Below are 26970 nucleotides of genomic sequence, written 5' to 3' on the forward strand. Positions count from 1 at the left end.
CTGTTCCCGCCGTTCCAGTGGACGTGCCGGCAGGCCCGCCCCCGACACGGTCCGTCTTCCCGATGGAAGCAATCCGAGGCGTACGGCGGGAGAACCCGCGGCGACGGAGAGGCGATCCGGAACCGAGATGATGCGATCCGGTACGAGGGGACGGGACGTCCGCGTCGGTCCGGCACAACCCGCCCGTGGCGCAGCAGATGTGATGTGCCGCCAATTGAGTTGCCCATGGCGCTCGTCGACGTCGACGATGACCCGCATGCCGACCTTCAGCGCGCCCGACGGAACCCGACTCGCGCATCACGCAAGGGGAGAGGGCGAACCTCTGCTCTGTCTTCCCGGAGGGCCGATGCGCGCCTCCGCCTATCTGGGAGACTTCGGCGGACTGGCCCGGCACCGCCGGCTGTGTCTGCTCGACCTGCGGGGCACGGGCGACTCGGAACTCCCGGCCGACCCGGCGACGTACCGCTGCGACCGGCAGGTCGAGGACGTCGAGGCCTTCCGCGCGCACCTGGGACTCGACCGGGTCGATCTGCTGGCCCACTCGGCGGGCTGCGACCTCGCGCTCCTCTACGCGGTCCGCCATCCGGAGCGGGTCCGGAGCCTGACCATGGTCACCGGACGGGCGCGGGCCCTCGGCGTCGACTTCACCCCGGAACACCGGCTGGAGGGCGCGGCCCTGCGCAAGGCGGAACCCTGGTTCGAGAGCGCCCACGACGCGTACACGAGGCTCTGGGACGGCACCGCCACGGACGCCGACTGGGACCTGGCCCTCCCGTTCTTCTACGGCCGCTGGGACGCGGCGGCGCTGGCCCACGCCGAGACCGAGGTCGGGCAGTACAACGAGGAGGCGGCCGAGCGCTACGCGGACCCCGGTGCCTTCCGGCCCGCCGAGGCCCGTGCCGTCGTGGCCGACTGGGACGTCCGCGTGCTGCTCGTCGCGGGCGAGCTGGACAGCGGTCCGCTGCCGCGTGTGGCCGCCGCCGTCGCGGAGTTGTTCCCCCGGGCCGAACTCGCGGTCCTGCCGGGCGCGGGCCACTATCCGTGGCTCGACGCACCCGACGCCCTGCGCGACACGATCGCGGGGTTCCTCGACCGGGTGGACGCCGGGCAGAGGGACGGCTCGGGCGACGACGGGCGGGAGCGCCCTGGTGGGTGACGGCCGGGGCGGTGAGCGGGCCCGGCCCCGGCCCGCGTCGGCGGCGATCGGGTGCGGCTGACGGGGCCATCGCGTCCGGTCCCCGGGCCAGTGGCGTTCGGCACGGGATCACACCGACCCGTGCGGGATCACACCGACCCGTGCGGGATCAGGCCGCCCCCGTGCGGGATCAGGCCGACCTGTGCCGGATCAGGCCGACCCGTGCGGGCTCACATCGACGCAGCCGGATCCGGTCTCAAGCCGACGGGACCGGATCCAGTCTCAGGTCGACCCACTCCGCGCTCTCGCCGGGCAGGACGTACCGCTCGGTCTCCGTGAAGCCGTGCCGCCGGGCGAAGCGCAGACCGTCCTCGTTGGCCGCGAGGACGACGGTCTCGATCGTCCCGGCGCCCAGCGCACGCGCCTGCTCCAGACCGCGGGCGTACAGCTCCTCGCCGTGGCCCCGGCCCCGGTGCTCGGCGAGCACGCGCGCGATCACGGTCGCCGTCCCGCCCTCGTCGGTGGGCGGACGGACGGTCGTGCAGCCCACGAGGACGTCACCGAGGTAGGCGACTTCCAGGCGGTAGCGCCGGACCCGCTGGCGTACCTCGTCCAGCGACAGGGCGGCGGGCGGGACGATCACGTTGTGGACGTGCTGCCAGTCCGCGAGGCGGCTCTCGTCGTCCGGTGCTTCGATGCGAAGGAGGGGCATCAGGGCAGGAAACCGGTGCGGGGCGGACGGCGTCAACCGCCTTTTCCTTGGCCCCCGTCGGGGCGGCCCTCGGAGTCGAACGCCGGGCCCCCGCGCCTCGTCTCAGCCCAGGCGCGGGATCTCGATGGCCGGGCAGCGGTCCATCACCATGTCGAGCCCGGCGGCACGCGTGCGCGCGTAGGCGTCCTCGTCGATCACGTCCAGCTGGAACCAGACGGCCTTCGCGCCGATGGCGACCGCCTCGTCCGCGACGGGCCCGGCGAGGTTGCTGTTCACGAAGACGTCGACGACGTCGACCTCGAAGGGGATGTCGGCGAGCGACGCGTATCCCTGCTCCCCGTGGACGGTCTCGGCCTTCGGGTGCACGGGCACGATCCGCTTGCCGTAGCGCTGGAGGACGTCGGCGACGCCGTGGGCCGCGCGCCGCTGGTTCGACGACAGCCCGACGATCGCCCAGGTGTCGCCTTGCTCGGTCAGGATCCTGCGGATCGTCTCTGCGTCGCCGTACACGCTCGGCCTCCATGCGGGTCGGTCAGGGTCTGCCGCTCTCCTCAACGGTGCGGGGCGCGCGATGATTCCTGGTGCCGTGCGCCCGCAGGTGGTCGAGCAGCAGCCGGTTCAGCGCCTCCGGCGCCTCCTCCGGGATCCAGTGGCTGACGCCCGGCAGGACCTCGAACCGGTACGGCCCTTCGACCCAGCGTCCGGTCTCCCGCGCGGGAGCCGCGCCGAACGCGGTGTCCTCCGTGCTCCAGACGTACAGCGTAGGCACCTCGATGACGCCGATCGTGCCGTCCGGACGCCCGGAGCGGTACCAGTTCAGCGCCGCGGTGAGCGCGCCCGGCCGGGACAGACGGCGGACGTAGTCCTCCAGGGCGTCCTGCGGGACCCGCCCCGCGTAGAGCGACCGCAGCAGTTCGGCGTCGTCGGCCAGCAGGCGCCGCTCGGTCGCGGGCGTCTCGCGCCAGTCGGTCATGTACCGGGACCGGGCGCGCTGGTCGTCGTCGGTGCGCAGTGCCTCGCCGAGGGCGCCGGGGTGCGGGGTGGAGACGACGGTCAGGGTGCGCAGACGGTCCGGATGGGCGGAGGCGGTCCACCAGGCCACCGCGCCGCCCCAGTCGTGGCCGACCAGGTCGAACTCCGCCCAGCCCAGCTCGTCCGCGATCGCGACGGCGTCCGCGACCAGGAGGCCGATCCGGTAGTCCTCCGCGCGCTCCGGCCGGACCCCGGGGGAGTAGCCGCGCTGGTCGGGCGCCACGACACGGCAGCCCTCCGCGGCCAGCGCCTCGATCTGCCGCCGCCATGCCAGACCCGACTGGGGAAAGCCGTGCAGCAGGAGCACCGGGCGGCCGTCGGGCGGCCCCGCCGCGATGGCGTCGAACACACCGGCGGTGGTGGAGATGCCCAACCCGTCCACGATCCACTCCCTCAAACCGACTGGTCGGTCACCCTTCCGGCGGCGGAAGCGGATTGTCAAGACCACGCGTGTCCGGAACGCCCCCCCACCTCCCCACACCCACTCCCGCCTCCGCCTAGGCTCGCCCCGTGCTCCGTATCCTCGACGCCCGCACGGGCGAACCCGTCGACGCTGCCCCCGCCGGCCGCGGTCTGGTCCGCGTCCACGCCCATCCGCCCGGGGCGGACCTCACGGGGCTGCGCGTGCTCCTGGTCGCCGACGTCCTCGTCCGAGCCCTGGAGGTCGGAGGCAACTCCGCCTGGGCGACGCTCACTTCGCCGCCCGATGTGGCGGCGCCGAGCGGCCCGCGGGATGCCGGCGACCGAGCGGCGCCGGAAGCGTCCGGGGGTGCGGCGGGACTTCTGGCACGCGCCGCCGGACTCGGGATCCGGCCGTTCGAGGAGCACCCGGAAACGGAACCGGCTCCGGTGGCGATGCGGACCGTCGACGTCGTCGCGCAGGGGGCCGCCGCCACGAACGGTCCGCGCGTCGAAGTGGCGGCGGCGGACGGCACCGGACAGGGGCCCTCGGCCGCACCCGGGGACCCGACCGTGCTGCGGCTGGCGCTGCTCGCTCGGCCGCGGGACGTGCCGCTGACCCTCGACGCCGGCGTGCTCGCGGATGCGGAGGGCGCGCTCGGGCGCTGGAGGTCCGCCGTCGCCGGATGGGCGACGCGGCCCTCGAAGCCGGTCCCCGAGGACGTACGCCTGCGGTTGCGCGCCGCCTGGGAGGACGACCTGGACGTACCCGCCGTGCTGGACGTGCTCCGCTCGGTGGAGACCTCCGGCATCCCGGAGGGCGCCCGTTTCGAGACGTACGCCTACGCCGACCGGCTGCTCGGCCTGGAACTCACCCGCGAGATCGGAACGTCGCTGTGAACGCGCGCGCGGCCGCGGGTCCGCGGCGAAGACTGGTCGTCCTGCGGCACGCGAAGTCCGCCTGGCCCGACGGGGTGCCCGACCACGAGCGGCCGCTCGCGACGCGCGGCCGCCGTGACGCCCCCGCCGCCGGACGGGTCCTGGCCGAGTCCGACCTGCTGCCGGACCTCGCGCTGTGCTCCACCGCCGTACGGGCGCGGGAGACCTGGGAGCTGGCGTCTCGCGAGTGGGGCACCCCGCCCTCCGTACAGCTCGACGAGCGGCTGTACGGGGCGGAGGTGCCGGAGCTGCTGGAGGCCGTCCGCGAAGTGCCGGAACACGTACGGACGCTGCTGCTCGTCGGGCACAACCCCGGACTCGAGGAACTGGTCCTCGAACTGGCCGGGGACGGCTTCGACGACACCCTGGGCCGGGTCAGGACGAAGTTCCCGACCTCGGCCGTCGCCGTCCTGGTCTGGCACGGCACCGACTGGCAGGAACTCGGCCCCGGCGACGCCCTGTTGACGGATGTCGTCGTACCGCGGGGCAAGAAGGAATGAGGCGGCCCGGCCGGCACGCGTCCGAGTGACACCCCGGTCCGCCCGCGCGGACCGCGGGCCCCGCTCGCTCCGGGCGGGCGTCCGGCCCGTCGGTGGTGCGCGCGGACAGCGCATACGCTGGCGTGATGCAGGACGAGTACCGCACAGTGGCCCACACGGGCGTGCACGAGACCGAGGTCAACCGCTCCCGATTCCTGTGCGCCCTCGCCCCGGCCGCCACCGAGCGGGAGGCCCAGGACTTCATCGCGGCCGTGAGGAAGGAACACGCGGACGCCACGCACAACTGCTTCGCGTACGTCATCGGTGCCGACGGCGCCGTGCAGAAGGCGAGCGACGACGGGGAACCGGGCGGCACCGCCGGCGTCCCCATGCTCCAGATGCTGCTGCGCCGCGACATGCGCTACGTCGTGGCCGTCGTCACCCGCTACTACGGCGGGGTCAAGCTCGGCGCCGGCGGACTGATCAGGGCGTACGGGGGCTCGGTCGGCGAGGCGCTGGACGCGCTGGGCACGATCACCCGCCGCCGGTTCCGGCTCGCCACGGTCACCGTCGACCACCAGCGGGCCGGCAAGGTGCAGAACGATCTCCGCTCCACCGGCCGCGAGGTACGTGATGTGCGTTACGGCGAGGCCGTCACCATCGAGATCGGACTGCCGGACGCCGATGTGGAGGCGTTCCGGGCCTGGTTGGCCGACGTCACCGCCGGTACGGCAGGGTTCGAACTGGGCGGGGAGGCCTACGGCGACGCCTGACATTCCGGGCATAACGGAATGAATGTCATCGAGTTGATGGTGGTCATGGTGGGCCGATACGGGAGTAACCGCCCGTGATGTCAGACCCGGCCGTTACCCTTCGGGGATCATGAGGCTCCTGCACACTTCCGACTGGCATCTGGGCCGGGCGTTCCACCGGGTGAACATGCTCGACGCCCAGTCCCGCTTCATCGGCCACCTCGTCACGACCGCGCGCGAGCGCGAGGTCGACGCGGTGGTCGTGTCGGGAGACGTGTACGACCGTGCGGTGCCGCCCCTGGCCGCGGTCCGGCTCTTCGACGAGGCCCTGCACCGGCTGGCCGACCTCGGCGTGCCGACGGTGATGATCTCCGGGAACCACGACTCGGCGCGCCGGCTCGGCGTCGGCGCCGGACTCATCGGGCGCGCCGGCGTCCATCTGCGCACCGACCCCGCCGGCTGCGGCACCCCCGTGGTGCTGGCCGACGCCCACGGCGACGTCGCCTTCTACGGCCTGCCCTATCTGGAACCCGCCCTGGTGAAGGACGAGTTCGCGGTCGAGCAGGCGGGCCACGAGGCCGTGCTGGCCGCCGCCATGGACCGGGTGCGCGCCGACCTCGCGGGCCGCGCGCCCGGCACCCGCTCCGTCGTCCTCGCGCACGCCTTCGTCACCGGCGGCGAGGTGAGCGACAGCGAGCGGGACATCACCGTCGGCGGGGTCGCCTCCGTGCCCGCCGGGGTCTTCGCGGGCGTCGACTACACCGCGCTGGGCCACCTGCACGGCAGCCAGACCATCTCCGAGCGCGTCCGCTACTCGGGGTCCCCACTGCCGTACTCCTTCTCGGAGGCCGACCACCGCAAGAGCATGTGGCTCGTCGACCTCGGCCCGGACGGCACCCTCGCCGCGGAGCGGATCGACTGCCCGGTGCCCCGCCCGCTCGCCCGCCTCCGCGGACGCCTGGAGGACCTGCTCGACGATCCGGCCCTGGAGCGCCACACGGAGGCCTGGGTCGAGGCGACCCTCACCGACCCGGTGCGGCCCGCCGACCCCATGGCACGGCTGGCCGGGCGCTTCCCGCACACGCTCAGCCTCGTCTTCGAACCCGAACGCTCCCCGGGGGCCCCGGACGTCTCGTACGCCCGCCGGATCGCCGGCCGCAGCGAGGAGCAGATCGCCGAGGACTTCGTGACCCATGTGCGCGGCGCGGGTCCCGACCCCCGGGAACAGGTCGTGCTCCGGGACGCGTTCGACGCCGTCCGCGCCGACGAGACCGCACGGGAGACCCGCCGGTGACATCCCGTCCGCCGCACCACCAGGGGGCCGACCGCCCGGAGACCGAGGGAGACCGATGAGGCTGCACCGCCTGGACATCACCGCGTTCGGCCCCTTCGGCGGGACCCAGCGGGTCGACTTCGACGAGCTCTCCGCCGCCGGACTGTTCCTGCTGCACGGACAGACGGGCGCGGGCAAGACCTCCGTCCTCGACGCCGTCTGCTTCGCGCTCTACGGAGCCGTTCCCGGAGCCCGGCAGAGCGGTCAGGGCCTCGGCCTGCGCAGCGATCACGCGGCGCCGGAGACCCGCACCGAGATCCGCCTGGAACTCAGCGTCTCCGGACGCCGGCTCGAGGTCACCCGGCAGCCGCCCTGGGAGCGTCCCAAGAAGCGCGGCACGGGCACGACCACCGAGAAGGCCCAGAGCTGGCTCCGCGAATACGACTCCACGGCCGGCACCTGGAAGGACCTCAGCCGCTCCCACCAGGAGATCGGCGAGGAGGTCACCCAGCTCCTCGGCATGAGCCGCGAACAGTTCTGCCAGGTCGTGCTGCTGCCCCAGGGAGACTTCGCGCGCTTCCTGCGGGCCGACGCCGAGGCCCGCGGCAAGCTGCTCGGCCGGCTCTTCGACACCCACCGCTTCGCCGAGGTCGAGAAGCACCTCGCCGAGCGCCGGCGCGCCGCCGAGGCCGACGTACGGGCCGGTGACACCGCGCTGCTGGCCGACGCCCACCGGATGCAGCAGGCCGCCGGGACCACGGTCGAGGAGCCGCTGCCCGATCTCGCGCCGGGCGACCCGGGAGTCGCCGCTGCCGTGCTCGGCTGGGCCGCGCTGGCCCGCAGCACCGCGCGCGAGACGCTGACCGTCGCCCGCTGTGCCCGCCGGGCCGCGGAATCCGCGCAGACGGCGGCCGAGCGCGCCCTCGCCGACACCCGCGAAGTGGACCGGCTCCAGCGCCGGTTCACCGAGGCCCAGGAGCGCGCCGCACGCCTGGAACAGCACGCCGACGCCCACCGGGAGGCCCGCACCCGTATGGAGCGGGCGCGCAAGGCCGAGGCGGTCACCCCCGCGCTCGAACTGCGCGACGCGGCAGAGGCGGAGCACCGGCGCGCGGCCGCCGAGGAGACCCGTGCGCGCGCCGCGCTGCCGGACACGTTCGCCGGCGCCGGAGCGCCCGGCCTCGCGACCGCCGCGCGCCGGGCCGCCGAGGAGCTCGGCGGTCTGGAGTCGGCCCGCCGCGCCGAGCGACGCCTCGGCGAACTCGGCACGGAACGCGCCTCCTTGGACCGTCAGGAACGCGCCGACGACGACGTCCTCCAGGACGCCGAGAGCTGGCTGGCCGACTGGGAGGAGACCCGCGCCGCGGTCGAGGCCCGGATCGACACCGCCCAGGAGGCCGCGGCACGCGCCGAGCAGCTCGCCCTCCAGCGCGACCCGGCGTTCAAACGGCTGGCCGCGGCCCGGCTGCGCGACGAACTGGCCCGGGACACCGAGTCCGCCGGGGCCCGGAGCCTGGCCGCGCGCGAGGACGCGACGCGGGCGCACGCCCACTGGCTGGAACTGAAGGAACAGCGGCTCCAGGGCATCGCCGCCGAACTCGCCGCCGCACTGGTGGACGGCGAGTCCTGCGCCGTGTGCGGAGCCACCGAACACCCGGCGCCCGCCCGGAAGACCGCGGCCCACGTCGACCGGGAGACGGAGGAGCGGGCCCTCGCCGCCCACCGCGTCGCCGAGGAGGAACGCGCCGAGGCCGAGCGCCGGCTCGGCGTCGTACGCGAGGCACTGGCCGCAGCCACCGCCGAGGCCGGCGACGCCCCCACCGAGCGACTCGCCGAGCAGGCCGAGGAGTTGGACCGGCTGCACGCCGAGGCCCGTGCCGTGGCCTCCGGGCTGCACGCGGCCCGCGAGGCGCGCGAGCGGGCCGAGCGGGAGCACGAGCGGCGGCTGACCGACCGGCAGGAGGCCGCCCGGCGGGTCGCCGCGCGAGCCTCGCACCGGGACTCGCTCGACCGCGAGAAGACCTCGCTGGAACAGGAGTTGGAGCAGGCCCGGGGCGCCGCCGCGAGCGTGACCGAGCGGGCCACCCAGCTGGAACGCCAGGTCGCGCTGCTCACCGAGGCCGCCGACGGGGTCCGGGCGGCCGAGGACGTCGCACGGCGCCTCAAGGACGCCGACGCGCGTCTGGCCGACGCGGCCTTCCGCGCCGGTTTCGAGACCCCGGCCGCCGCGGCCGCCGCGATGCTCGACGCCCAGGCCCACCGTGATCTCCAGCGGCGGCTGGACGAGTGGCAGTTGGAGGAGTCCTCGGTACGGGCCGTGCTCGCCGAGGCCGACACCGCGGCCGCCGCCCGGCGCCCGGCCGTCGACCTGCCCGCCGCCGAACGGGCCGCCGAGTCCGCCGCGCGACGACTGCGGGACACCGCCTCCGCCCAGGACGCGGCGGGCCGGCGCTGCGCCGAGCTGAACGCACTCTCCGCCCGCGCGACCGAAGGGGCCCGGCGGCTCGCCCCGCTGCGCGAGGACTACGACCGCGTGGCCCGGCTCGCCGGACTCGCGGCCGGCACGTCGGCGGACAACGAACGGAAGATGCGTCTGGAGGCGTACGTGCTCGCCGCCCGGCTGGAACAGGTCGCGGCCGCCGCGACCGTCCGGCTCCAGCGGATGTCCTCCGGTCGTTACACCCTCGTGCACTCCGACGACCGGGCGGGCCGCGGCCGCAGCGGGCTCGGACTGCACGTGGTGGACGCCTGGACCGGGCGCGAGCGGGACACGGCGACGCTTTCGGGCGGCGAGACCTTCTTCGCCTCCCTCGCCCTGGCCCTCGGCCTCGCCGACGTGGTCACCGACGAGGCAGGCGGAGTGCGGCTCGACACGCTCTTCATCGACGAGGGCTTCGGCAGCCTCGACGACCAGACCCTCGACGAGGTGCTCGACGTCCTCGACTCGCTGCGCGAACGCGACCGCAGCGTCGGCATCGTCAGCCACGTCGGCGACCTGCGCCGCCGCATCCACGCGCAGCTGGAGGTCGTGAAGGGGAGGACGGGGTCGGTCGTACGGCAGCGGGGCGCGGAGGCGTGAGCCGGGTGTGACCGGTGCTGTGACCGGTGGCGTGCGCAGCCGGACGACTCGGCTGCGGGCGGCCTCTTCACGCGCCCCGGTTCCGTGCCCGGGCTGCGCACGCCGGGTCCGCACCAGGGCGCCGCGCCCCGGTGCCTCGCCCCCTTCGGGCTGGCTCCGCAGCGGCTCAGCGGCTCACTGCCCCAGTGGCCGACGGGGCAGGGGCGAGGAGTAGACGACGCTCGTCGTCACGGAGCCGAGTGTGCCGATCTTGCCCGACACCGTCTCCAGGTGGGCCATCGACCGTGCCGCGACCTTGATGACGAAGCAGTCGTCGCCCGTGACGTGATGCGCCTCCAGGATCTCGGGCGTGACCTCGACGAGGTCGTGGAACGGCTTGTAGTTGCCGTTCGGGTACCTGAGCCGGACGAACGCCATGATCGGCAGGCCCAGACGCTCGGGGTCGACGACGGCCGCGTACCCCTGGATCACACCCGCCTCCTCCAGGCGCCGCACCCGCTCGGTGACCGCGCTCGGTGACATGGAGACGGCCCGGGCCAGCTCGGCGAAACTGGACCGGCCCTCGCGCTGGAGGACGTCGAGGATGCGCCAGTCGGTGGCGTCCGGGGAATACGCGGTCATCCCCGATGCATACCAGGGGAATCCCCGGCCGATCAACCGCACAGCCGTGGATCGTCACTTCAGGAGCCGGGCCGTCGCCCGTAGATTTCTTCCCGGGAAGTCCCGCGGAACACGGTGCGCAGGAAGTGCCGGGATGGCAAGGGCGGCATCCGTCCGGCGGGGCGACAGAGCAAGGAAAGGCCAGGCCATGACTGCGACTGCCGAGGGCATCACGAACGGCACGGTGACCGGTTCCCCGTCGACGACCCCGGCGGCGAACCCCGTCCTGCGGGTCCCGCCGGCCTCCCCGGCCGCGGCCGCCGCCTACTTCGGCGCGAGCCTCGCGTTCCACGCGGACGTGTCCGACGTGGCCGCCGCCCTCGCGGCCGGCGGCGACCCCGGGTTCGTCGTCCTCGACTCCCGTTCCACCGCGTCCTGGGACCAGGGACACATCCCGGGCGCGGTCCACCTGCCCACCGCCCTCATCCCCGAGCAGGCCGAGCGGCTTCTGGACAAGTCCGTTCCGGTCGTCACCTATTGCTGGGGACCCGGATGCAACGGAGGGACCCGCGCCGCCCTCGCCCTCGCCGAACTCGGTTTCCAGGTCAAGGAGATGCTCGGCGGCTTCGAGTACTGGGCCCGCGAGGGCTTCGAGTTCGAGACCTGGGAGGGGCGCGAGGGCCGCGCCGCGGACCCGCTGACGGCACCCGTGGACGCGGAGGACTGCGGCTGCTGACCTCGGGGCCGAGGCTGAACGGGCCTTTTCCGCAGCCGAGTTGCCGCCGGTGTCCGGATCCGGACACCGGCGGCTGCCTGCCGTCCGAGGGCGGTCGGGCGCCGTGTAGCTTCTGCGCATGCCAAGTTACGCGGACCCGGGTGCGGTGCGGTGGGTGGAGTCGGGCGGCGGGCCGCTCATAGCGGTTCCGGAGACGGTGCTCCCGTTCTGGTCGGGGGCCGACGGCGACGACCTGTCCTGCGACTACGACCGGGCCTGTGACGTCGACGGGTTCATCGGACTCCTGCCCGTGGGCGACACCAGGGCCCTGGTCCTCGGCGACGACCCCGCCTCCACCACCTACCTCCCCGAGCACGGCGTCTTCGTCCGCTGGTGCGCCGCCGAGTCCGAGGACGAACTGCTCGCCGTCGTCCCGGCGGCGCTGGCCCGCGCCGCTTGGGAGCCGGAGGTGGAGTGGAAGGTGCCGGGACCCGTCGTCCTCTTCGACGCCACCTGGCCGGGCAACGCGTCCGCGAGCACGGATCACCTCAGGGTGCGGCTGGAGCCGGGCCGGTACGGGGTCCGCGCGGCCCGCGTCGAACCGGGACCCGAGACCTGGGTGGGGCTCGTGCAACTACGTCGGCTCCCGGTGTGACGTTCTGATCCGCTGACGTCAGGGCCCCGACCGGGCCGGAGCGCTCCCGACGTCGACGGGTGCCGGTGATGCGCGCGGCGGCCGGGAGCCGGCCACCGCGCGCCGGGCGCTGTCGGAGTCGTGAGCGCCGTCAGGGTCGTCAGAGCCGGGAGAGCTCGTCCACCAGGTCGTCCAGCCCCAGGGACCCCTGCGACAGCGCGGCCATGTGCCAGGCCTTGGCGTCGAAGGCGTCACCCCGGCGCTTCTGCGCGTTCGCGCGGCCCAGCAGCCAGGCGCGCTCGCCGAGCTTGTAGCCGATGGCCTGGCCGGGCATCGTGAGATACCGGGTCAGCTCGCTCTCCACGAAGTCGGCCGGCCGGCTGCTGTGCGCGCCGAAGAACTCCTGCGCCAGCTCCGGCGTCCACCGCTCGCCCGGACGGAACGGAGAGTCGGCCGGGATCTCCAGCTCCAGGTGCATGCCGATGTCGACGATGACCCGGGCGGCCCGCATCATCTGCGCGTCGAGATAGCCGAGCCGCTGCTCCGGGTCCGTGAGGAAGCCGAGTTCGTCCATCAGCCGCTCCGCGTACAGGGCCCAGCCCTCGCAGTTGGCGCTGACCATGCCCACCGTCGCCTGGTAGCGGGACAGGTCGTCGACGACGTACGCCCACTGCGCCAGCTGGAGGTGATGGCCGGGCACGCCCTCGTGGTACCAGGTCGAGACGAGGTCGTAGACGGGGAAGCGGGTCTGCCCCATCGTGGGCAGCCAGGTGCGCCCGGGACGGGAGAAGTCCTGCGACGGGGCGGTGTAGTAGGGGGCCGCCGCGCCGCCGGGCGGGGCGATGCGGGACTCCACCCTCCGCACGGGCTCGGCCAGTTCGAAGTGGGTGCCGTCCAGGGCCGCGATCGCCTCGTCCATCAGCCCCTGGAGCCACTGCCGGACCTCGTCCACGCCCTCGATGTGCCGGCCGTGCTCGTCGAGGTGCGCGAGGGCCACCCAGGGGGTCGCCGCGCCGGGCAGGATCTTCTCGGCCTCGGTCCTCATCTCGGCGAGGAGCCGGTGGTACTCGGCCCAGCCGTACGCGTAGGCCTCGTCAAGATCGAGATCCGTGCCGTTGAAGTAGCGGGCCAGCCGCGCGTACCGCTCGTGGCCCACGGTGTCCGGCGAGCCCTCGATCGTGGGCGCGTACACGTCCCGCATCCAGTCCCGCAGGCCGACGACCGCCTCCGTGGCGACCCGGGCCGCCGCGTCCAGCTCCTCGCGCAGGGAGTCGGGCCCCGCCGAGACGAAGACCTCGAACCAGCCGAGACCCTCTCCGTCCGTGTCCGACCATTCCGTGAGCTGTTCGACGAAGGTCGCGGTCGGGCGCGGTCCGGCGAACAGCTTGCGGTCCAGTCCGAGCGCGAGGGACTCCCGGTAGCCGGCGAACGCGTCCGGCACCGACCGCAGCCGCCGCGCGACCGTGGCCCAGTCCTCGTCGGTCTCCGTGGGCGTCAGGGTGAAGACCTCTCGCACGGAGTGCACCGGCGTGTGCAGGTTGCCGACCGCCCGCAGGCCCTCGCCGGCCTCGTGCACCGCGAGCGTGGCGGTGAGCCGCTCCCGCAGCAGCCGGGCGCAGCGGCGCTCGATGTCACGGTCGGCGCCCGGCCGCAGCTCCGCCTCGTCCAGCCGCGCGAGGGTCACCCGCGCCAGTTCGGCGACGGCCTCCTGGCCCGCGGGCGAATTGTCGGGCAGCCTGCCGTGACTCTCCTTCACACCGAGGTACGTACCGAGAACCGGGTCGAGGGCGACGAGCTCGTCGACATAGGTGTCGGCGACCTCTCGGGGCAGCGGGTTCTTCGTCTCTGACATGCGCACATCCTCATACGGGCACGGGCGCCGCGTCAGCCCGGGCAACCGGGCTTCTCACCGCATCAGCCGGATTTGGCCGGGGACGACGGGCCCGGAACGGCGGGAGGCAGCAGCGGGCCGCAGTCCCACTGCTGGAATATCAGCCGCGTCTCGACCCGGGCCACCTCGCGCTGCGAGGTGAACTCGTCGAGCACCAGCCGCTGCAGGTCCGCCATGTCCGCGACCGCGACATGCACGAGGTAGTCGTCGGGTCCGGTCAGATGGAAGACGGTCCGCGACTCCGGCAGCAGTCGGATCCGGTCGACGAACGGACCCACGAGTTCGCGCCGGTGCGGTCGCACCTGCACGGACAGCAGCGCCTCGAGGCCCCGGCCGAGCTTCGCCGGGTCAAGCCGCAGCTGATGGCCGAGAATCACTCCCGCCCGCCGCAGCCGGGTCACCCGGTCGAGGCAGGTCGACGGCGCGACGCCGACCTGTGCCGCCAGATCGCGGTAGGTCGTCCGTGCGTCGTTCTGCAACAGTCGCAGCAGATGAAGATCCACCGGATCGAGTACGACAGAATCGGCCATGGCGCGAACGTAACACGGGATTCTGCGCCGGGGGCCCGCCCGGTGTTCAGGCTTCGCCGCATGGACTCCGTTGTGTACGACACGCAGGGCGCGCTCGGCGCGCAGGACGACCTGAGCGGGAACGGCCGGGCCGTCGCGGCTCCGGCCCGGGCGCTGGCCACGGAGGCCGTGCACGCCGGCCGGGAGGATCTGGCCGCTCTGGGGCTGCACGCGGCCCCGATCGACCTGTCCACCACCTACCCCTCGTACGACAGCCGCGGCGAGGCCGCCCGGATCGACGCCTTCGCGGCCGAGGGCGCCGAGCCCGAGGGCCCGCCGGTCTACGCCCGCCTGGGCAATCCGACCGTCGCCCGCTTCGAGACCGCTCTCGCCCGTCTCGAGGGCACCGAGAGCGCGGTCGCCTTCGCGAGCGGCATGGCCGCCCTGAGCGCCGTCCTCCTCGTCCGCAACGCGATGGGCCTGCGCCATGTCGTCGCCGTGCGCCCGCTGTACGGCTGCAGCGACCACCTGCTGACCGCCGGACTGCTCGGCTCCGAGGTCACCTGGGTCGACCCGGCCGGCATCGCCGACGCGCTGCGTCCCGACACCGGGCTCGTGATGGTGGAGTCCCCGGCCAACCCGACGCTCGCCGAACTCGACCTCCGTGCCGTGGCGCACGCCTGCGGGTCCGTCCCGCTCCTCGCCGACAACACCTTCGCCACCCCGGTCCTGCAGCGCCCCGCCGAGAGCGGCGCGCGGCTCGTCCTGCACAGCGCCACCAAGTATCTCGGCGGGCACGGGGACGTCATGGCGGGCGTCGTCGCCTGCGACGAGGACTTCGCCCGCAAGCTGCGCCAGGTGCGGTTCGCGACGGGAGGCGTCCTGCACCCGCTGGCCGGCTATCTGCTGCTGCGCGGCCTGTCCACCCTGCCCGTCCGGGTCCGGGCCGCCTCCGCGAACGCCGCGGAACTGGCCCGCCGGCTCGCCGCCGACCCGCGCGTCTCGCGGGTCCACTACCCGCGCATCGGCGGGGCCATGATCGCGTTCGAGGTGCACGGCGACCCGCACGAGGTGATCGCCGGAGTCCGGCTGGTCACCCCCGCCGTGAGCCTCGGCAGCGTCGACAGCCTCATCCAGCACCCGGCCTCCATAAGCCACCGCATCGTTCCCACGGAGGACCGCCACGGCGCGGGCGTCAGCGACAAGCTGCTGCGTCTGTCGGTCGGCCTGGAGGACGTGGACGACCTGTGGACCGACCTCGACGCGGCCCTCGGCGGCCCCGGCGGGCGGTGACAGGACGGGGGGAGGGCGCGTCCCCGGCACCGGGTGGTGCCGGGGACGCGCCCTTTGTGTCCTTTGCGTCAGCCGTGTCCGCGGCGCGTGCGGTGACCGCCGGGCCCAGGTGTTCGGCCGGTTCCCGGGCTAGTCCCGGGGTGTCATCCCCGTGCCGTGCCGTGCTGGGCGTGACCGTGGGCGTAGGGCAGCTGCGGGGCGGCCGGCGTCGTGTCCAGACGGGCCGTGATGACCAGGGTGCCCTCCTCGATCTGGTAGTCGAGCGGGAGGCCGAGGCCGCGCATGGCCGCGACCATGCCCGTGTTCGACGCCTGCGTGACGGCGTACACGCTCGCGCAGTCGGCCTCGACGGCCATCGCCACCAGCCGTCCGAGCAGTTCCATGCCGATACCGCGCCGCTGCCACTCGTCCTCGACGAGCAGCGCGACCTCCGTCTCGTCGCCGTCCCACAGGAGATGGCCGAGCCCGACGATCCTGCCCGAGGCCGTCCGGACGGCGAGGGTGCGCCCGAAACTCGGGCTGAGCAGGTGGTTGAGGTACCGGTCCGCGTCTCCGACCGGGCCGTGGTACCGCATGCTCAGCGTGCGCGGCGAGCAGCGCTCGTGCATCGCCTTGGCGGCCTGGAGGTCGGAGACGTCGGCCCGCTGCACGGTGATCGGGTTGCCCTCGGGCAGCGTCAGCATGTCCTGGCCGCGCGGAACGCGGGGACCGAGTCGGGCGTCGAGTTCGACCAGTGCCCTGGCCCGGGCGAACTCGGTCGGGGTGAACGGCAGATACGGCCGCTCCACCGTGATCACTCCGCCCTCAGGGGCGCGCAGCCGCATCACCGTGTCCTCCAGCGCCCCCTCCACGGGAGCCCCCTCCGTCGCCCGGCCGGAGACGGGGGAGGTGGCGGGCAGCGAACGGATCGTGCACCGGCCGAGCAACTGACGGAGCGCGAGCGGCAGTTCGGAGGCGTCCAGGGCGGTGCGGGTGGCCAGGCCGAGTACCCGGGTCGGCGCGTCCACCAGGTCGTGGGCGTCGGCCCGCTCGATCCAGGTCGCGGAGCCGCCCGCCCGCGCCACCTCGCGGGTGATCTCGGCCGTGGCCAGCTCCGCGGGTGCGCGCAGCAGGAACTCGTCGACCGTTCCGTCCGCCAGCGGGTGCGTCTGGAGGCTCAGGATGTCGACCCGGAGCCGGGCGAGCGCGGTGCAGAGCGCGGCGAGAGAACCCGGCGCGTCCTTCACCGTCGTACGCATGCGCAGCAGCACGGTCGCCTCCACCCCGGCCAGCGGCGCGGAGCCCGCCGCGTCCTGACCGGGAAGCCCGTCCGCTCCGCGGAGTCCGCCCGCTCGCCCCTCGGAGGGCGGCCGGGCGCCGGTATCGCCCGGCGGCGGCGCGTGACCGTGGCGCCGTGCCCACCATGTGTGGAATCCGGCGGTGGCGACCAGGAGCACCGCCGAGATCGCCAGCAGCGCGGGACCGTCGGGCCCGTGCCCGATCAGGTTCGCCACACCGTCCGCGACCGCCACGGCCGTGAACAGCGCGGCGAGTTCGACGAGGTCCCGTCGCCAGTGGTGAACGGGCCGTCCCTGCTTCGCACGCGTCACATCAGACATGTCTTGAGTCATACAGTCACTGTGAAGGAATGGTGTTGCGTGATCACGAACGCTTTGTGACTGATCGGTTAAGTGTCATTCTGTCCTATTTGCAGTTCTTTTTACGGGTCTTTTGCCTCGCCTCCGAGGGCTCAACTGCCCACCTGGTCAGAGCCGCCGGCCGGGAGCCCGTTGCGGTCAGGCGGCGGCCTCCCGCGTGAGGGCGGTCCGCAGCCGCCGGGCCTGGGTCACCATCCTGGACGAGCCGCGCCGCTCGGCGGTCTCCGCGAGATGCGCGAGATCACCCCGGGCCCCGGACCGTTCGGCGCAGTCGGCGGCGACGGCCAGCAGGTCACCGAGCCCGTGCGCCGCATTGGCGCCCGCCCCGTCGGCGGCGAGACCGGCCAGCAGGTCCGGAAGCAGGCCGCACAGCACCGACCAGGCGGTGGCGTACGCGCCCGTGGCCGCCGCCGTGCGGAGCGACTCGGCCAGCCGGGACTTCTTCAGCGCGTCCCTGCGTACCAGCTCCGCGAGGTCCGCGCCGAGCCGTCCGGCGTCGAGCTGTCCCCGGGCGGCGAGGACCAGCAGCGCGTCCACGGCGGCGAGCCGGTCCTCGGACCGCCGGGCCCCGAGCCCGTACGCCAGGCACAGGTGCAGCGCCTCGCCCGCCGGGCCGTCGGCCTCGGCGAGCAGCGGCAGCAGCGCCGCGTTCATACGGGTGTCCTCCACGGCGGCCGTGGAAAGGTCGCTCAGCAGCCGCGCCGCCACCAGTTCCCGTCGTCCGGGTACGACGGCCGGCCAGTGCCGCTGCTCGCCGAAGTTCCAGTGCCGGCAGTACTGGTGGTCCTTGAACACCGTCAGGGGGCGCCCCAGGAGCCTGAACTCCTTGGGGAACAGGCCCTGTATCTCCTCGAGTTCGCCCAGTTCCAGCAGGATCCGGGCTCCCGAGGTCCGCCGCCGACCCGTGGGGAGGAGCGGCTCCTCGGCCGTGAACCACTGGGCCAGCCGGGAGCCCTCGGGGCTGCCGATCGCACGGGCCCTCGCCGCGGACGCCGCGGCGGCCGCGGGATCGTCGCGCCGCACGCGCAGCAGCGCCTGCGCGAAGTCGGCCTGTCCCGGCCGGGCGTCGAGGCGTCGGTACTCGGCGAGGCGCGCCACCAGGTCGTCGGGCTCCAGCAGCCCGGTGTCCCAGCTCGGTGTGGCCAGCAGGAACGGCATCGGGTCGGTGCGGAGCCGGAAGGCCGCCTCCCAGAGACGGGCGTCGACGGCGTGGGAGAGCGCGCTGTGGTGGCAGGTCCCGGTCGTCGATCCCTTCTGCACCGCCGCATGAAGCGTGTGCATGCTGACCTGCTCGAACAGCGACGCCAGGACGATCTCGAGACCTCCTGCGGACTCACGGAAGACCCGGTCCACCACCGGGTAGCCCGGATCGCGGTCCTTCCACCAGCACCGCGCGACCACGGGTCCGAGGGCCTCCAGCAGTTTCTCCCGGTCCCCGTGGGCGTGGCGGACCAGGCCGTCCAGGGCACGCTCGAACGTGGCGACCCCGCCCCCGGAGGCCAGCAACGCGCCGACCTCCTCGGCCAGTTCGGCCACCGACTCCGGCGCGGCCGCCGGCCGGGTCCGCTCCGGAACGGGCGGCAGCACCTCGTCATGGACCGTCCCGCCGGTGCCGGGATCCTCGATGCCGAGGAGGCGCAGCGCCCGGGACCGCAGCCCCGGGCTCAGGTCGGCGCAGAGCTCGCCGACGCGCGCCCGGCCGCCGTCCTGGACGGGCAGCGCGGCGACATGGCGCTCCACCAGCTTGAGCGCGCGCTCCTGCACGTCCGTGTCCTCGTGCCCGAAGGCCTCCGCGACCACGGGCAGCAGGACGGACGCCGTGGACGGATCCCGCTTGAGGACCTTCCCCAGCAGCACGAGCTGGGTGCGCACCAGCTTCTTCTCGGTGCGGAAGAGGACCCCCGAGGACATCTCGGCCAGCTCCCCGGTGGTCAGCTCGCCGTCCAGCACGAGAGCCGCGAGCACCGCCTGCGCGTGCCAGGCGACGGCCGGTATCGCCTGGCAGGCCATCGCCGTCCAGTCGGCGGAGCGTTCCCGCTCCTCCTCACGGGTCGGCGCCAGCGACGTCAGCAGCCGCAGGAAGACCCGCTGCTCGGCCGGGGCGCCACCGCGCAGCAGCCGCGCGACGCACAGGTCCAGCAGGACCTTCCGGTCCAGGACGCCCTCGGCGGTCAGCTCGGCGAGAGCGTCGTACCAGTTGCCAGGGCCCTGGTCGAACATCCAGGTCAGCTGCCCCATGGCCTCGGGCGACTCGAACAGCGCGGCGACCATCACGGGAAGGTGCGGGTCCCGGCGCAGCCGCTGCACCACGGAGCGCCCGCCGCGCCACGATGCGCCGATGTGCTCGAACCACCCCCGCACATAGGCGTCGGTCGTCGGCACCTCGCAGCCGGACAGCCCCACGAGCCCCGACAACAGCTCGAACGGGATCCGCGAGGTCACCGGCCGGGCGGCCAGGCGGTGCGTCAGATCGGCCAGCCAGTCGGTCTCGCGGTCGCCCAGCACATGGAGCAGGACACCGGGGGAGGCCTGGGACCACCGCATGTCGGCCCCGGCGATCCAGGTAGCCGCGCCGGCGGCGCCCGTGTGGCACGCCGCTCCCGCCGCGTGCAGCGCGGCGGCGGTGCCCCTGGACGCCCAGGTCCACTGCGACGACCGCAGACCCTTGCGCAGTTCGTTCAACGCGGGCAGACAGGAGCGGCGTTCACCGTCGGTCATCCCGTCCAGGAGACCGGCGGCCTCGACCGTCCGCCCCGCCCGTACCGCCTCCAGCAGTGCTTCCCCGCTCATCGCCCCTCGCTCCCGTCGACCCGGACGTCCGGACCGTCCTCGTGCCCGCGCGTGGGCGGACGCGAGGCCGGATCAGGACCGTCGCCCTGCCCGGCCCCCGCGCCGCGCCGTGCCATCCGTACCGCGAGCGCGTGCTTGCACGGCCCCCGGCCTCCCCGGTAGGTGGCCCACCACAGGCAGGAACAGCTCAGCGTTCCCCCGTCGTCGCGGACCCGGTGCACATGCCCGTCGTCCGCCGTGACCGTGCCGATGGCTCCGTCCAGCGCGACCGCGCCCGCCGCCACCAGGGCCAGAGCCGACCGCAGACGCGGGTTGTGCCGCTCGGCCCGCCCCGCGTCGTAGGGCAGTTCGCGGTGGAAGTAGGCGGCCTCCGCGGTGTCGTACCCCACGCGTCCCGATGTGCCCAGTCGGACCAGGGCGGCCCGCACCCGCTCGGCCGACAGGCCCGAGGCCGCGGCCAGGTCGCCGATGTCGACACGCGGCTCCCAGGCCAGCAGCACCGCGATCAGCTCGGCGTCCTCGGCGGCCTCGTCCGTGGCGAGGGCGTCCAGGACCCCGCCCTCCCCGGAGAAGCCCCGGGAGGCGTCCGGCGACAGGGTGAGCGTCAGCCGCATTCCGGGCAGGACGGCTTCCCAGGCGCAGGCCTTGGCGGTGGTGCCCGCGGTGACCGGCGGGCCGTACACACGCAGGGCCGTCGCGTGACGGAGCACCCGCTGGAGCGCGACCAGCCGGTCGGGTCCCGGCAGACACACGGCTCCCGGAACGGGCCGGGTCGTCGGCCGCAGTCCCCGGCCCGCGGGCACCACCCACTGGGCACCGCCCGAACCGCCGCGCCCCGAACCGCGCGGCAGCGAGCGCAGGAAACGCACGGCCTCGGCCGCGGACGGCTCGGCCCGCAGGTCGAAACCCGCCGCCGTCACCTGGGCTTCGGCGAATCCCCGCAGCCAGCGGTCGGGCAGCGGCACCTTCTTCTCCACCACCGGTCCGTCCAGCGTGGTCACGGCCATCTCGTCGGGGCCGACCCGGAGGTGCAGCGGATCGTCCGTCCCGATGCGGGAAAGAGCCTCGCGCAGCGGGTTGTTGACGTCGACGTTCGTCGTCCCGTGTCCGATCTCGTCACCGTCGAGACCCCGGGACAGGACGTCCAGACGCGCGTACACCCCGCCGCAGCCGGAGAAGGACTCGAACCGCAGACGGTCGCCGTTGCCCGTGACCACCGGGTCCAGGGACGCCCGCAGCTGCGGCTGGTAGTAGCGCGCGGCCGCCACGTCCGCCACCGCCAGCAGCCCCGCGGCCGCCGCCTGAGGCGAGGTCAGGAAGCCCGCGAAGAACCGCGGATGGTCCTCGGTCCCCCTGGGCGTCGAGCCCCGTGAGGTCTCGAGGCCCAGCCGCCGGCCGCCGGGGGCGGACTCCAGCGCGGAGGGTCGGGTGTAGGCCACGGCCTGCAACGATCGCGTCATGGAAAAACCGTAGAGTCGACCACTGACAACGGCCGCTGACCTGCGCGAACTTGCTCTCCGACGGCCCGCTCCGAGGCCCGCCGAACCGCGCCCGGGACCGGGTCCCGGACGCTGCTCGGCGGGCCGAGGGCGCGGTGGTCCGACGCCCTCGGCCGGACGCCCCTACTGGCCCACGCGCCCGGGCTGGAGTACCTGGGTGAAGAGCACGGTCCCGTCCTGCTCGCGGAGCCGCACCGTCAATTCGCCGCTGTCCCCGTCGATGTCGACCTCGCCGAAGAACTGGTAGCCCCCGGCGGGCGAGACGTTCGAGGCGACCGGGGCCTTCACGAACACCCGCTCCGGACCGAAGGTGCCGTCCAGCGCGCTCGCCGGGAAGGCCCCGGCGTTCAGCGGACCCGAGACGAACTCCCAGAACGGCTCGAAGTCCGTGAAGGCCGCCCGCGACGGCTGGTAGTGCTGCGCCGAGGTGTGGTGCACATCGGCGGTGAGCCACACGGTGCCCGTGATCCGGCGGTGCTTGACGAACCGCAGCAGCTCGGCCAGTTGCAGCTCACGTCCCAGCGGCCGACCGGGGTCGCCCTGCGCCACGGCCTCGAAGTTCGGCCGGCCCTCGGTCGTGTCGGGCACGACGAGCCCGAGCGGCATGTCCGCGGCGATCACCTTCCACACCGCCCGCGAGCGTGACAGCTCACGCTTCAGCCACTCCAACTGCTCCGCGCCGAGGATCCCCTGCGGATCCGTGGTCTGGTCGTCCGGCGAGTTGGCGTTGCGGTACGTGCGCATGTCGAGGACGAACAGATCCAGGAGCGGACCGTGCCGCAGGACCCGGTGCACCCGTCCGCCCTTGTCGCCGGGCCGCAGTGTCGACACCGGGAAGTACTCGCCGAACGCGCGCCGGGCCCGGGCCGCGAGGACGTCGACGCTCTTCTCCGTGTAGCGCGTGTCCGTGGTGGCGATCACCTCGCCGGGGTACCAGTTGTTGCGCACCTCGTGGTCGTCCCACTGGATCACCGAGGGCACCTGGGCGTTGAACCTCCTGAGGTTCTCGTCCAGCAGGTTGTAGCGGAAGTTCCCGCGGAACTCCGCCAGCGACTCGGCGACCTTGGACTTCTCCTCGGTGGTGACGTTCCGCCAGGTGCCGCCGTCGGGGAGCGCGGCCGTCGCGGAGATCGGGCCGTCCGCGTAGATGTTGTCGCCGCTGCACAGGAAGAAGTCCGGGTCGAGGCGGGCCATCGCGTCGTAGATGCGGTAGCCGCCGATGTCCGGGTTGATGCCCCAGCCCTGCCCGGCCAGGTCGCCCGACCACAGGAACCGCACACCGCCCCGCCGTCCCTTGGGAACGGTCCGGAACGTGCCGTTCACCGGCTCGCCGGTGCGCCGGGGGTCGTCGGGGTCGGCGAGCAGGACGCGGTAGTGGATCTGCTCGCCGGACGGCAGCCCGCGCAGCCGGGTCGTCCCGGTGAAGTCCGTGTCCGCGCCCAGCAGCGGACCGTGCCATCTGCGCGGGGCACGGAAGGAGGCGGTCGCCGACGTCTCGACGATCATCCGTGCGGGCCGGTCGGAACGGACCCACACCAGACCGGAGTCGGCGGTCACGTCCCCGGTCTGGACGCCCCAGCCCGCCCTCGGCCGGCCGGACAGGGCGAAGGCCGGTGCCGCGCCGAGGGTGGTGGGCAGGGCCAGTGCCGCCGACGCGGCCAGGGAGCCGCGCAGCAGGCTGCGTCGGTCGGGGAACGAGTTGGGCGGACGGTGCGCCATGGATACGCCTCCGGAGACGGATTCGGCCAGTGTGCAGAGCCACACCTACTGGTGCGCCGCAGCGCGCGCGGAAACCCCGGGTGAACAACCCGGGTGGACAACCGGCCCCGGGAGTCGCGGAATCGGCACCGTCGACCGGGCACGGCGGCCTCGGCGCCCGGCCGGTCTTCGTCGCGGGTCGGACCGTCCCGGGGCGCAGGCGCCTCAGAGCGCGAGGGCCTCTTCAGCGGGACCCGGGCTCCCAGCGGCGTCCGCCAGCAGCCGCACCCCGTCCCGTATCCGCGCGGGCGGCAGATGGGCGTACCCCAGCACCAGCCGTACGCCGTCCCCGGCCGTCGTTCCGTAGTGCGCCGAGGGCCGGACCGCGACCCCGGCCGCGGCGGCCCGGGCCAGGAAGCGGTCCTGGGGCCCGTACCGGCCGGGCAGCGCGGCGACGACGTGCAGCCCGGCCGCGATCCCGGACACCTCGGCGCCCGGAAAATGTTCCTCGAGCGCCGCGACCAGGACGTCACGCCGCTCCCGGTAGGCGTTCCGGCAGCGGCGCAGCTGACGGTCGTAGTCGCCGCGCTCCACGAAACGGGCCAGGAGCGCCTGGTCGAGGACCGGGTTGCCGAGATCCATGGTGCGTTTGCGCTCGACCACCTCCTCGACGTGGGACCCCGGGACGAGGAGCCAGCCGAGCCGGAGTCCCGGGGCGAGCGACTTGCTGACCGAGCCCGTGTACGCGACGCGCTCGGGGTCGAGACCCTGGAGGGCGCCCACGGGGGCACGGTCGTAGCGGAAGTCGCCGTCGTAGTCGTCCTCGATCACCATCCCGTCCACGGACCGCGCCCAGTCGAGGAGTTGGGCCCGGCGCCGGGCCGAGTACGCCAGCCCCGTGGGGAACTGGTGGGCGGGCGTCGTCACCACCGCCCGTACACCCGATGCCGTGAGCGGCCCGACTGCAAGACCCTCGGCGTCGAGCGGCAGCGGTACGGTGCGGACGCCGGCCGAGGCGAACAGCGCGCCGTGCTCCGGGCTGCCCGGGTCCTCCACGCCCACGGCGGGGGCCCCGCGCGCGTGGAGCACGAGCCCGAGCAGCGTCATCGCCTGGGCGACCCCGGAGACGACGACGATCCGCTCCGGGTCCGCGACCACGCCCCGGCGGCGCGCGAGCAGTCCGGCGAGCGCGGTCCGCAGCCCGGGCAGACCGCGCGGATCCGGGTAGCCCAGTGCGCGGTTGGGCAGTTCGGCCAGTACCGCCCGGTGCGCCGCGGCCCACGCGGAGCGCGGGAACAGCGACAGGTCGGGGGTTCCCGGAACGAAGTCGGCCCGCACCCCGGCGGGCCGCGGCGCACGGTCACGCGCGCGTGGTCCGACCGCTCGGGCCGCTCCGCCGACCCAGGTGCCGGCACCGCGGCCACTGCGCAAGTAGCCCTCCGCCGTCAGCTGTTCGTACGCCTCCGTGATCAGCCCCCGTGACACGCCGAGGTCGGCGGCGAGCGCACGGCTGGACGGCATCCGGGTGCCCGGAGCGAGCCGTCCGGAGCGGACGGCCTCGCGCAGCCCGGTCTGAAGGGTCCGCCCCCGCGCGCGTGGCGGTGCGGCGACGGCCGGCAGCAGCAGCTCCCAGGCGGCCGACGCGGGTGCCGGTCCGGCCGCCGCGGCCTCCGGCTCCTCATGATCGGCCCCCGGCCCCTCGCGAGCGGCTTCTGGAGCCGCCCCCGGTTCCTCACCTTCGGCCCCCGGTACCACCCCCGACCTCTCGCGACCGACCCCCGGCACCGCCCGATTGGTCCCCGATGACGTCATGGAAGTGGACCTTAAACCGGACCACATCCGTTCCTAGCGTCGGAGTCATGAACGTCACCACCACCCGGGGCGCGCTGCTCGCCGCCCTCGCCTGCGTCCTCGTCGGAGCCTCCTTCACCGCCAACAGCGTGATGGGCCACTACCCGTACGCGGGCGGCCAGTTCCTGCGCTACGGCCTGGCCTGCGGCCTTCTGCTGCCCCTCCTCGGCCGGGGCGGTGCCGCCCCGTTGCGGCGGCTCACGGTCCGCCAGTGGGGGCGCCTCGCGCTGCTCGCGGCCGTCGGCATGGTCGGCTTCAACCTCGCGGTGCTCGCCGCCGAGCGCACCGCCGAACCCGCCGTTCCCGGTGTCTTCGTGGGCTGCGCGCCGGTCGTCGTGGCGGTGCTCGTGCCGCTCCAGGAGGGCCGGCGGCCCCGACGCCGGGTCCTGTACGGGGCGGCGCTCGTCGCCCTCGGCGCCCTCAGCGTCCAGGGATGGGGCCGCACGGATGCGGCGGGGATCGCCTGGTCCCTGGGCGCGCTGGCGGGGGAGGCGGGCTTCGCCGTGCTGGCGGTGCCGGTGCTGCGCCCGCTCGGGCCCCGGCTGCTGTCGGCCGCCGTGTGCGGTGTCGCCGCGGCCGAGTCGGCGCTGGTCGGACTGATCGGCACGGCCGGCGGCCGCGGGACGTGGCTGCGGACGCCGGACGCCACCGAGGCGACCGCGCTGCTGTGGCAGGCGGCGGTCGTCACGGTGATCGGCTTCGTCTGCTGGTACATGGGGGTGCAGCGCATCGGCGCGGAGCGCGCCACGCTGTTTTCCGGCCTGATCCCGGTCTCCGCCGCCTGCACCGCACCGCTCGTGGGAACGGGCGCCTACGGGATCGCGCAGGCGGCCGGAAGCGCCCTCGTGGGTGCCGGAGTCGCCCTCGGATCAGGGGCGTTGAACCACGTCCTGGGACGAGGCCCACGCACCGCGGCGGAGGACGGTCGGCCGAACGCGGCGCAGGGCGGTCGGCCGAACGCGGCTGATGTCCGTCCGCCGACCGTGTCCGAGGACCGTCGACCGACCCGGGCCGGGGACTGTCCGGCCGCCGTGGCCCAAGTCCGTCCGGTCGCCGCCAAGACGGCCCGCACCACGACGCCCGCCCCGGACGGACCCCGCGTCACCGTCCGGGACGGCTCAGCGGCTGCCGTCGAGGATGACGCGTGCGACGAGCGCCGGGTCGTCGTTCATCGGGACGTGGCCGCAGCCGGGCAGCCGCACCAGGCGCGCCCGCGGAATGATCTGCTTGGCCCGGACACCCTGGCGGCGGATCAGCAGGCGGTCGCGGGAGCCCCAGGCCACGGTGACGGGCAGCGTCGGGATGTCGTCCGTGAACTGGACGGACGTACCGGCCCTGAGGGTCTCGGAGAAGCCCTCGGCGTGGGCCAGGGCCAGCGTCTCGGCGACGACGGCCTCGGGTGAGCGGCGGCCGGGCCGGGCGTAGATGGTGCTGGTCAGCACCGTGCGCCCGGCCACCGAGCGGGAGAGCCGCTCGATGACGGGGAGCGGCATGCGCCGGGCCGTCTGGCGCATGGCGATCAGCAGGCCGAAGGCGTAACGGCGCTCCACCGGCGACCAGAAGCCGGCGGGCGAGAGCGCGGTCACGGACCGTACGAGCTTCTCGCGGCCCAGTTCCAGGGCCAGCAGCCCGCCGAGCGAGTTGCCGGCGACGTGCGGCCGCTCGATGCCCAGCTCATCGCACAGTGCCCCGAGCAGGGGTACCACCGTCGACAGGTCGTGGGTGAGCCCGTCGGGCAGCGCGGGGGAGGCGCCGAAACCGGGGAGGTCGACGGCGATCACGTCGCGTTCGGCCGCCAGGATGGGGATGACCGGGTCCCAGGCCTGCCGGTGGTGCCCGATCCCGTGCAGCAGGAGCAGCGGTTCACCGTGTCCCACGCGCGCGTAGGACACGGTGACCGCCTTGGGGCCGCGCGGTGAGGGGAAGTTGACGGTGACCGTGTCGGACATGGGACTGCTCCTCGTCTGAGCGCCGTGACGAACCATCTTGTAGACAGCTTGTCAGCAAGTGCTACCGACGGGTAGCCCCGAGTTCCGGCAAACCGCACGGCAGG

General features: G+C 74.1%; 21 protein-coding genes and 1 pseudogene. 10 read left to right on the top strand and 12 right to left on the bottom strand.

Annotation, left to right across the window (positions count from 1 at the left end):
* The first annotated feature begins 256 nt into the window (after window positions 1-256).
* Window positions 257-1156, top strand: coding sequence for an alpha/beta fold hydrolase (locus tag IO36_RS05045; protein ID WP_051900061.1), 900 nt, complete (start codon window positions 257-259; stop codon window positions 1154-1156).
* Window positions 1157-1391: 235 nt separating this feature from the next.
* Here the strand turns inward: IO36_RS05045 and IO36_RS05050 are convergent, their stop codons facing one another.
* From IO36_RS05050 to IO36_RS05060, 3 genes are all read right to left on the bottom strand, one after another.
* Window positions 1392-1847: a GNAT family N-acetyltransferase gene (locus IO36_RS05050; RefSeq protein ID WP_037616929.1), complete on the bottom strand. Its 456-nt coding sequence runs from the start codon at window positions 1845-1847 to the stop codon at window positions 1392-1394.
* Between the two features lie 102 nt (window positions 1848-1949).
* Complete coding sequence (locus IO36_RS05055; RefSeq protein ID WP_037616528.1) at window positions 1950-2357, bottom strand: CoA-binding protein; 408 nt, start codon at window positions 2355-2357, stop codon at window positions 1950-1952.
* 22 nt (window positions 2358-2379) lie between these two features.
* A complete protein-coding gene (locus IO36_RS05060) occupies window positions 2380-3264 on the bottom strand; it encodes an alpha/beta fold hydrolase (protein WP_051900063.1) in 885 nt (294 codons plus the stop codon).
* Window positions 3265-3389: 125 nt separating this feature from the next.
* Here IO36_RS05060 and IO36_RS05065 point away from each other — a divergent pair, with 125 nt between their 5' ends.
* The 5 genes from IO36_RS05065 (at window position 3390) to IO36_RS05085 (ending at window position 9800) form a co-directional block, all read left to right on the top strand.
* On the top strand, window positions 3390-4178 hold the full coding sequence (locus IO36_RS05065; protein ID WP_037616530.1) for a hypothetical protein: 789 nt from the start codon (window positions 3390-3392) through the stop codon (window positions 4176-4178).
* Window positions 4175-4717: a SixA phosphatase family protein gene (locus IO36_RS05070; RefSeq protein WP_037616532.1), complete on the top strand. Its 543-nt coding sequence runs from the start codon at window positions 4175-4177 to the stop codon at window positions 4715-4717. The genes IO36_RS05065 and IO36_RS05070 overlap by 4 nt, the downstream gene beginning before the upstream one ends.
* Before the next feature lie 125 nt (window positions 4718-4842).
* A complete protein-coding gene (locus tag IO36_RS05075; protein WP_037616535.1) occupies window positions 4843-5469 on the top strand; it encodes a YigZ family protein in 627 nt (208 codons plus the stop codon).
* 109 nt (window positions 5470-5578) lie between these two features.
* A complete protein-coding gene (locus tag IO36_RS05080; RefSeq protein ID WP_037616537.1) occupies window positions 5579-6742 on the top strand; it encodes an exonuclease SbcCD subunit D in 1164 nt (387 codons plus the stop codon).
* Window positions 6743-6797: 55 nt separating this feature from the next.
* The gene (locus tag IO36_RS05085) at window positions 6798-9800 is read left to right on the top strand and encodes an AAA family ATPase (RefSeq protein ID WP_037616539.1); all 3003 of its coding nucleotides are present in this window, start codon (window positions 6798-6800) and stop codon (window positions 9798-9800) included.
* 174 nt (window positions 9801-9974) lie between these two features.
* Here the strand turns inward: IO36_RS05085 and IO36_RS05090 are convergent, their stop codons facing one another.
* On the bottom strand, window positions 9975-10421 hold the full coding sequence (locus IO36_RS05090) for an Lrp/AsnC family transcriptional regulator (RefSeq protein ID WP_037616541.1): 447 nt from the start codon (window positions 10419-10421) through the stop codon (window positions 9975-9977).
* Window positions 10422-10608: 187 nt separating this feature from the next.
* Between IO36_RS05090 and IO36_RS05095 the strand changes: the two genes are divergently transcribed.
* Window positions 10609-11136 carry a rhodanese-like domain-containing protein gene (locus IO36_RS05095; RefSeq protein WP_051900005.1) on the top strand — a complete coding sequence of 176 codons (528 nt, stop codon included), beginning with the start codon at window positions 10609-10611 and terminating at the stop codon, window positions 11134-11136.
* Between the two features lie 118 nt (window positions 11137-11254).
* Window positions 11255-11770 (top strand): immunity 21 family protein, encoded by a 516-nt coding sequence (locus tag IO36_RS05100; protein WP_037616542.1) that lies wholly within the window; start codon window positions 11255-11257, stop codon window positions 11768-11770.
* Between the two features lie 139 nt (window positions 11771-11909).
* Here the strand turns inward: IO36_RS05100 and IO36_RS05105 are convergent, their stop codons facing one another.
* Together IO36_RS05105 and IO36_RS05110 are read right to left on the bottom strand one after the other, a co-directional pair.
* On the bottom strand, window positions 11910-13601 hold the full coding sequence (locus tag IO36_RS05105; RefSeq protein ID WP_037616544.1) for a DUF885 domain-containing protein: 1692 nt from the start codon (window positions 13599-13601) through the stop codon (window positions 11910-11912).
* A 62-nt stretch (window positions 13602-13663) separates the two neighbouring features.
* Window positions 13664-14170 (bottom strand): Lrp/AsnC family transcriptional regulator, encoded by a 507-nt coding sequence (locus tag IO36_RS05110; protein WP_037616546.1) that lies wholly within the window; start codon window positions 14168-14170, stop codon window positions 13664-13666.
* A 60-nt stretch (window positions 14171-14230) separates the two neighbouring features.
* Here IO36_RS05110 and IO36_RS05115 point away from each other — a divergent pair, with 60 nt between their 5' ends.
* The gene (locus tag IO36_RS05115; protein ID WP_425535508.1) at window positions 14231-15442 is read left to right on the top strand and encodes a trans-sulfuration enzyme family protein; all 1212 of its coding nucleotides are present in this window, start codon (window positions 14231-14233) and stop codon (window positions 15440-15442) included.
* A gap of 143 nt (window positions 15443-15585) precedes the next feature.
* On the opposite strand, the gene IO36_RS05120 is transcribed toward IO36_RS05115, so the two are convergent.
* The 5 genes from IO36_RS05120 to IO36_RS05140 form a co-directional block, all read right to left on the bottom strand.
* A complete protein-coding gene (locus IO36_RS05120; protein WP_245173128.1) occupies window positions 15586-17040 on the bottom strand; it encodes a GNAT family N-acetyltransferase in 1455 nt (484 codons plus the stop codon).
* A 177-nt stretch (window positions 17041-17217) separates the two neighbouring features.
* Window positions 17218-19869: a DUF7824 domain-containing protein gene (locus IO36_RS05125; protein ID WP_037616549.1), complete on the bottom strand. Its 2652-nt coding sequence runs from the start codon at window positions 19867-19869 to the stop codon at window positions 17218-17220.
* The gene (locus IO36_RS05130) at window positions 19866-21329 is read right to left on the bottom strand and encodes an SWIM zinc finger family protein (protein ID WP_107065641.1); all 1464 of its coding nucleotides are present in this window, start codon (window positions 21327-21329) and stop codon (window positions 19866-19868) included. Before IO36_RS05130 ends, IO36_RS05125 begins: the two co-directional genes overlap by 4 nt.
* A gap of 162 nt (window positions 21330-21491) precedes the next feature.
* Window positions 21492-23087 carry an alkaline phosphatase D family protein gene (locus tag IO36_RS05135; protein ID WP_037616551.1) on the bottom strand — a complete coding sequence of 532 codons (1596 nt, stop codon included), beginning with the start codon at window positions 23085-23087 and terminating at the stop codon, window positions 21492-21494.
* A 204-nt stretch (window positions 23088-23291) separates the two neighbouring features.
* Complete coding sequence (locus IO36_RS05140) at window positions 23292-24878, bottom strand: MocR-like pyridoxine biosynthesis transcription factor PdxR (protein ID WP_078943002.1); 1587 nt, start codon at window positions 24876-24878, stop codon at window positions 23292-23294.
* A 47-nt stretch (window positions 24879-24925) separates the two neighbouring features.
* Here IO36_RS05140 and IO36_RS49115 point away from each other — a divergent pair.
* Window positions 24926-26062: pseudogene (locus tag IO36_RS49115) on the top strand (DMT family transporter); the annotation flags it as partial.
* Here IO36_RS49115 and IO36_RS05150 read toward each other — a convergent pair.
* Complete coding sequence (locus IO36_RS05150) at window positions 26036-26866, bottom strand: alpha/beta fold hydrolase (RefSeq protein WP_037616555.1); 831 nt, start codon at window positions 26864-26866, stop codon at window positions 26036-26038. The pseudogene IO36_RS49115 and the gene IO36_RS05150 overlap by 27 nt on opposite strands.
* Window positions 26867-26970: the final 104 nt, after the last annotated feature.

It is taken from the genome of Streptomyces aureus (assembly GCF_000725495.1).
Classification (GTDB): Bacteria; Actinomycetota; Actinomycetes; order Streptomycetales; family Streptomycetaceae; genus Streptomyces; species Streptomyces aureus_B.

Excerpts from the sequence above, each read along its gene's own strand:
- IO36_RS05045 (WP_051900061.1), top strand. The coding sequence starts at position 257 with ATGCCGACCTTCAGCGCGCCCGACGGAACCCGACTCGCGCATCACGCA.
- IO36_RS05050 (WP_037616929.1), bottom strand. The coding sequence starts at position 1,847 with ATGCCCCTCCTTCGCATCGAAGCACCGGACGACGAGAGCCGCCTCGCG.
- IO36_RS05075 (WP_037616535.1), top strand. The coding sequence starts at position 4,843 with ATGCAGGACGAGTACCGCACAGTGGCCCACACGGGCGTGCACGAGACC.
- IO36_RS05080 (WP_037616537.1), top strand. The coding sequence starts at position 5,579 with ATGAGGCTCCTGCACACTTCCGACTGGCATCTGGGCCGGGCGTTCCAC.
- IO36_RS05085 (WP_037616539.1), top strand. The coding sequence starts at position 6,798 with ATGAGGCTGCACCGCCTGGACATCACCGCGTTCGGCCCCTTCGGCGGG.
- IO36_RS05090 (WP_037616541.1), bottom strand. The coding sequence starts at position 10,421 with ATGACCGCGTATTCCCCGGACGCCACCGACTGGCGCATCCTCGACGTC.
- IO36_RS05095 (WP_051900005.1), top strand. The coding sequence starts at position 10,609 with ATGACTGCGACTGCCGAGGGCATCACGAACGGCACGGTGACCGGTTCC.
- IO36_RS05100 (WP_037616542.1), top strand. The coding sequence starts at position 11,255 with ATGCCAAGTTACGCGGACCCGGGTGCGGTGCGGTGGGTGGAGTCGGGC.
- IO36_RS05105 (WP_037616544.1), bottom strand. The coding sequence starts at position 13,601 with ATGTCAGAGACGAAGAACCCGCTGCCCCGAGAGGTCGCCGACACCTAT.
- IO36_RS05110 (WP_037616546.1), bottom strand. The coding sequence starts at position 14,170 with ATGGCCGATTCTGTCGTACTCGATCCGGTGGATCTTCATCTGCTGCGA.
- IO36_RS05115 (WP_425535508.1), top strand. The coding sequence starts at position 14,231 with ATGGACTCCGTTGTGTACGACACGCAGGGCGCGCTCGGCGCGCAGGAC.
- IO36_RS05120 (WP_245173128.1), bottom strand. The coding sequence starts at position 17,040 with ATGTCTGATGTGACGCGTGCGAAGCAGGGACGGCCCGTTCACCACTGG.
- IO36_RS05125 (WP_037616549.1), bottom strand. The coding sequence starts at position 19,869 with ATGAGCGGGGAAGCACTGCTGGAGGCGGTACGGGCGGGGCGGACGGTC.
- IO36_RS05130 (WP_107065641.1), bottom strand. The coding sequence starts at position 21,329 with ATGACGCGATCGTTGCAGGCCGTGGCCTACACCCGACCCTCCGCGCTG.
- IO36_RS05135 (WP_037616551.1), bottom strand. The coding sequence starts at position 23,087 with ATGGCGCACCGTCCGCCCAACTCGTTCCCCGACCGACGCAGCCTGCTG.
- IO36_RS05140 (WP_078943002.1), bottom strand. The coding sequence starts at position 24,878 with ATGACGTCATCGGGGACCAATCGGGCGGTGCCGGGGGTCGGTCGCGAG.
- IO36_RS05150 (WP_037616555.1), bottom strand. The coding sequence starts at position 26,866 with ATGTCCGACACGGTCACCGTCAACTTCCCCTCACCGCGCGGCCCCAAG.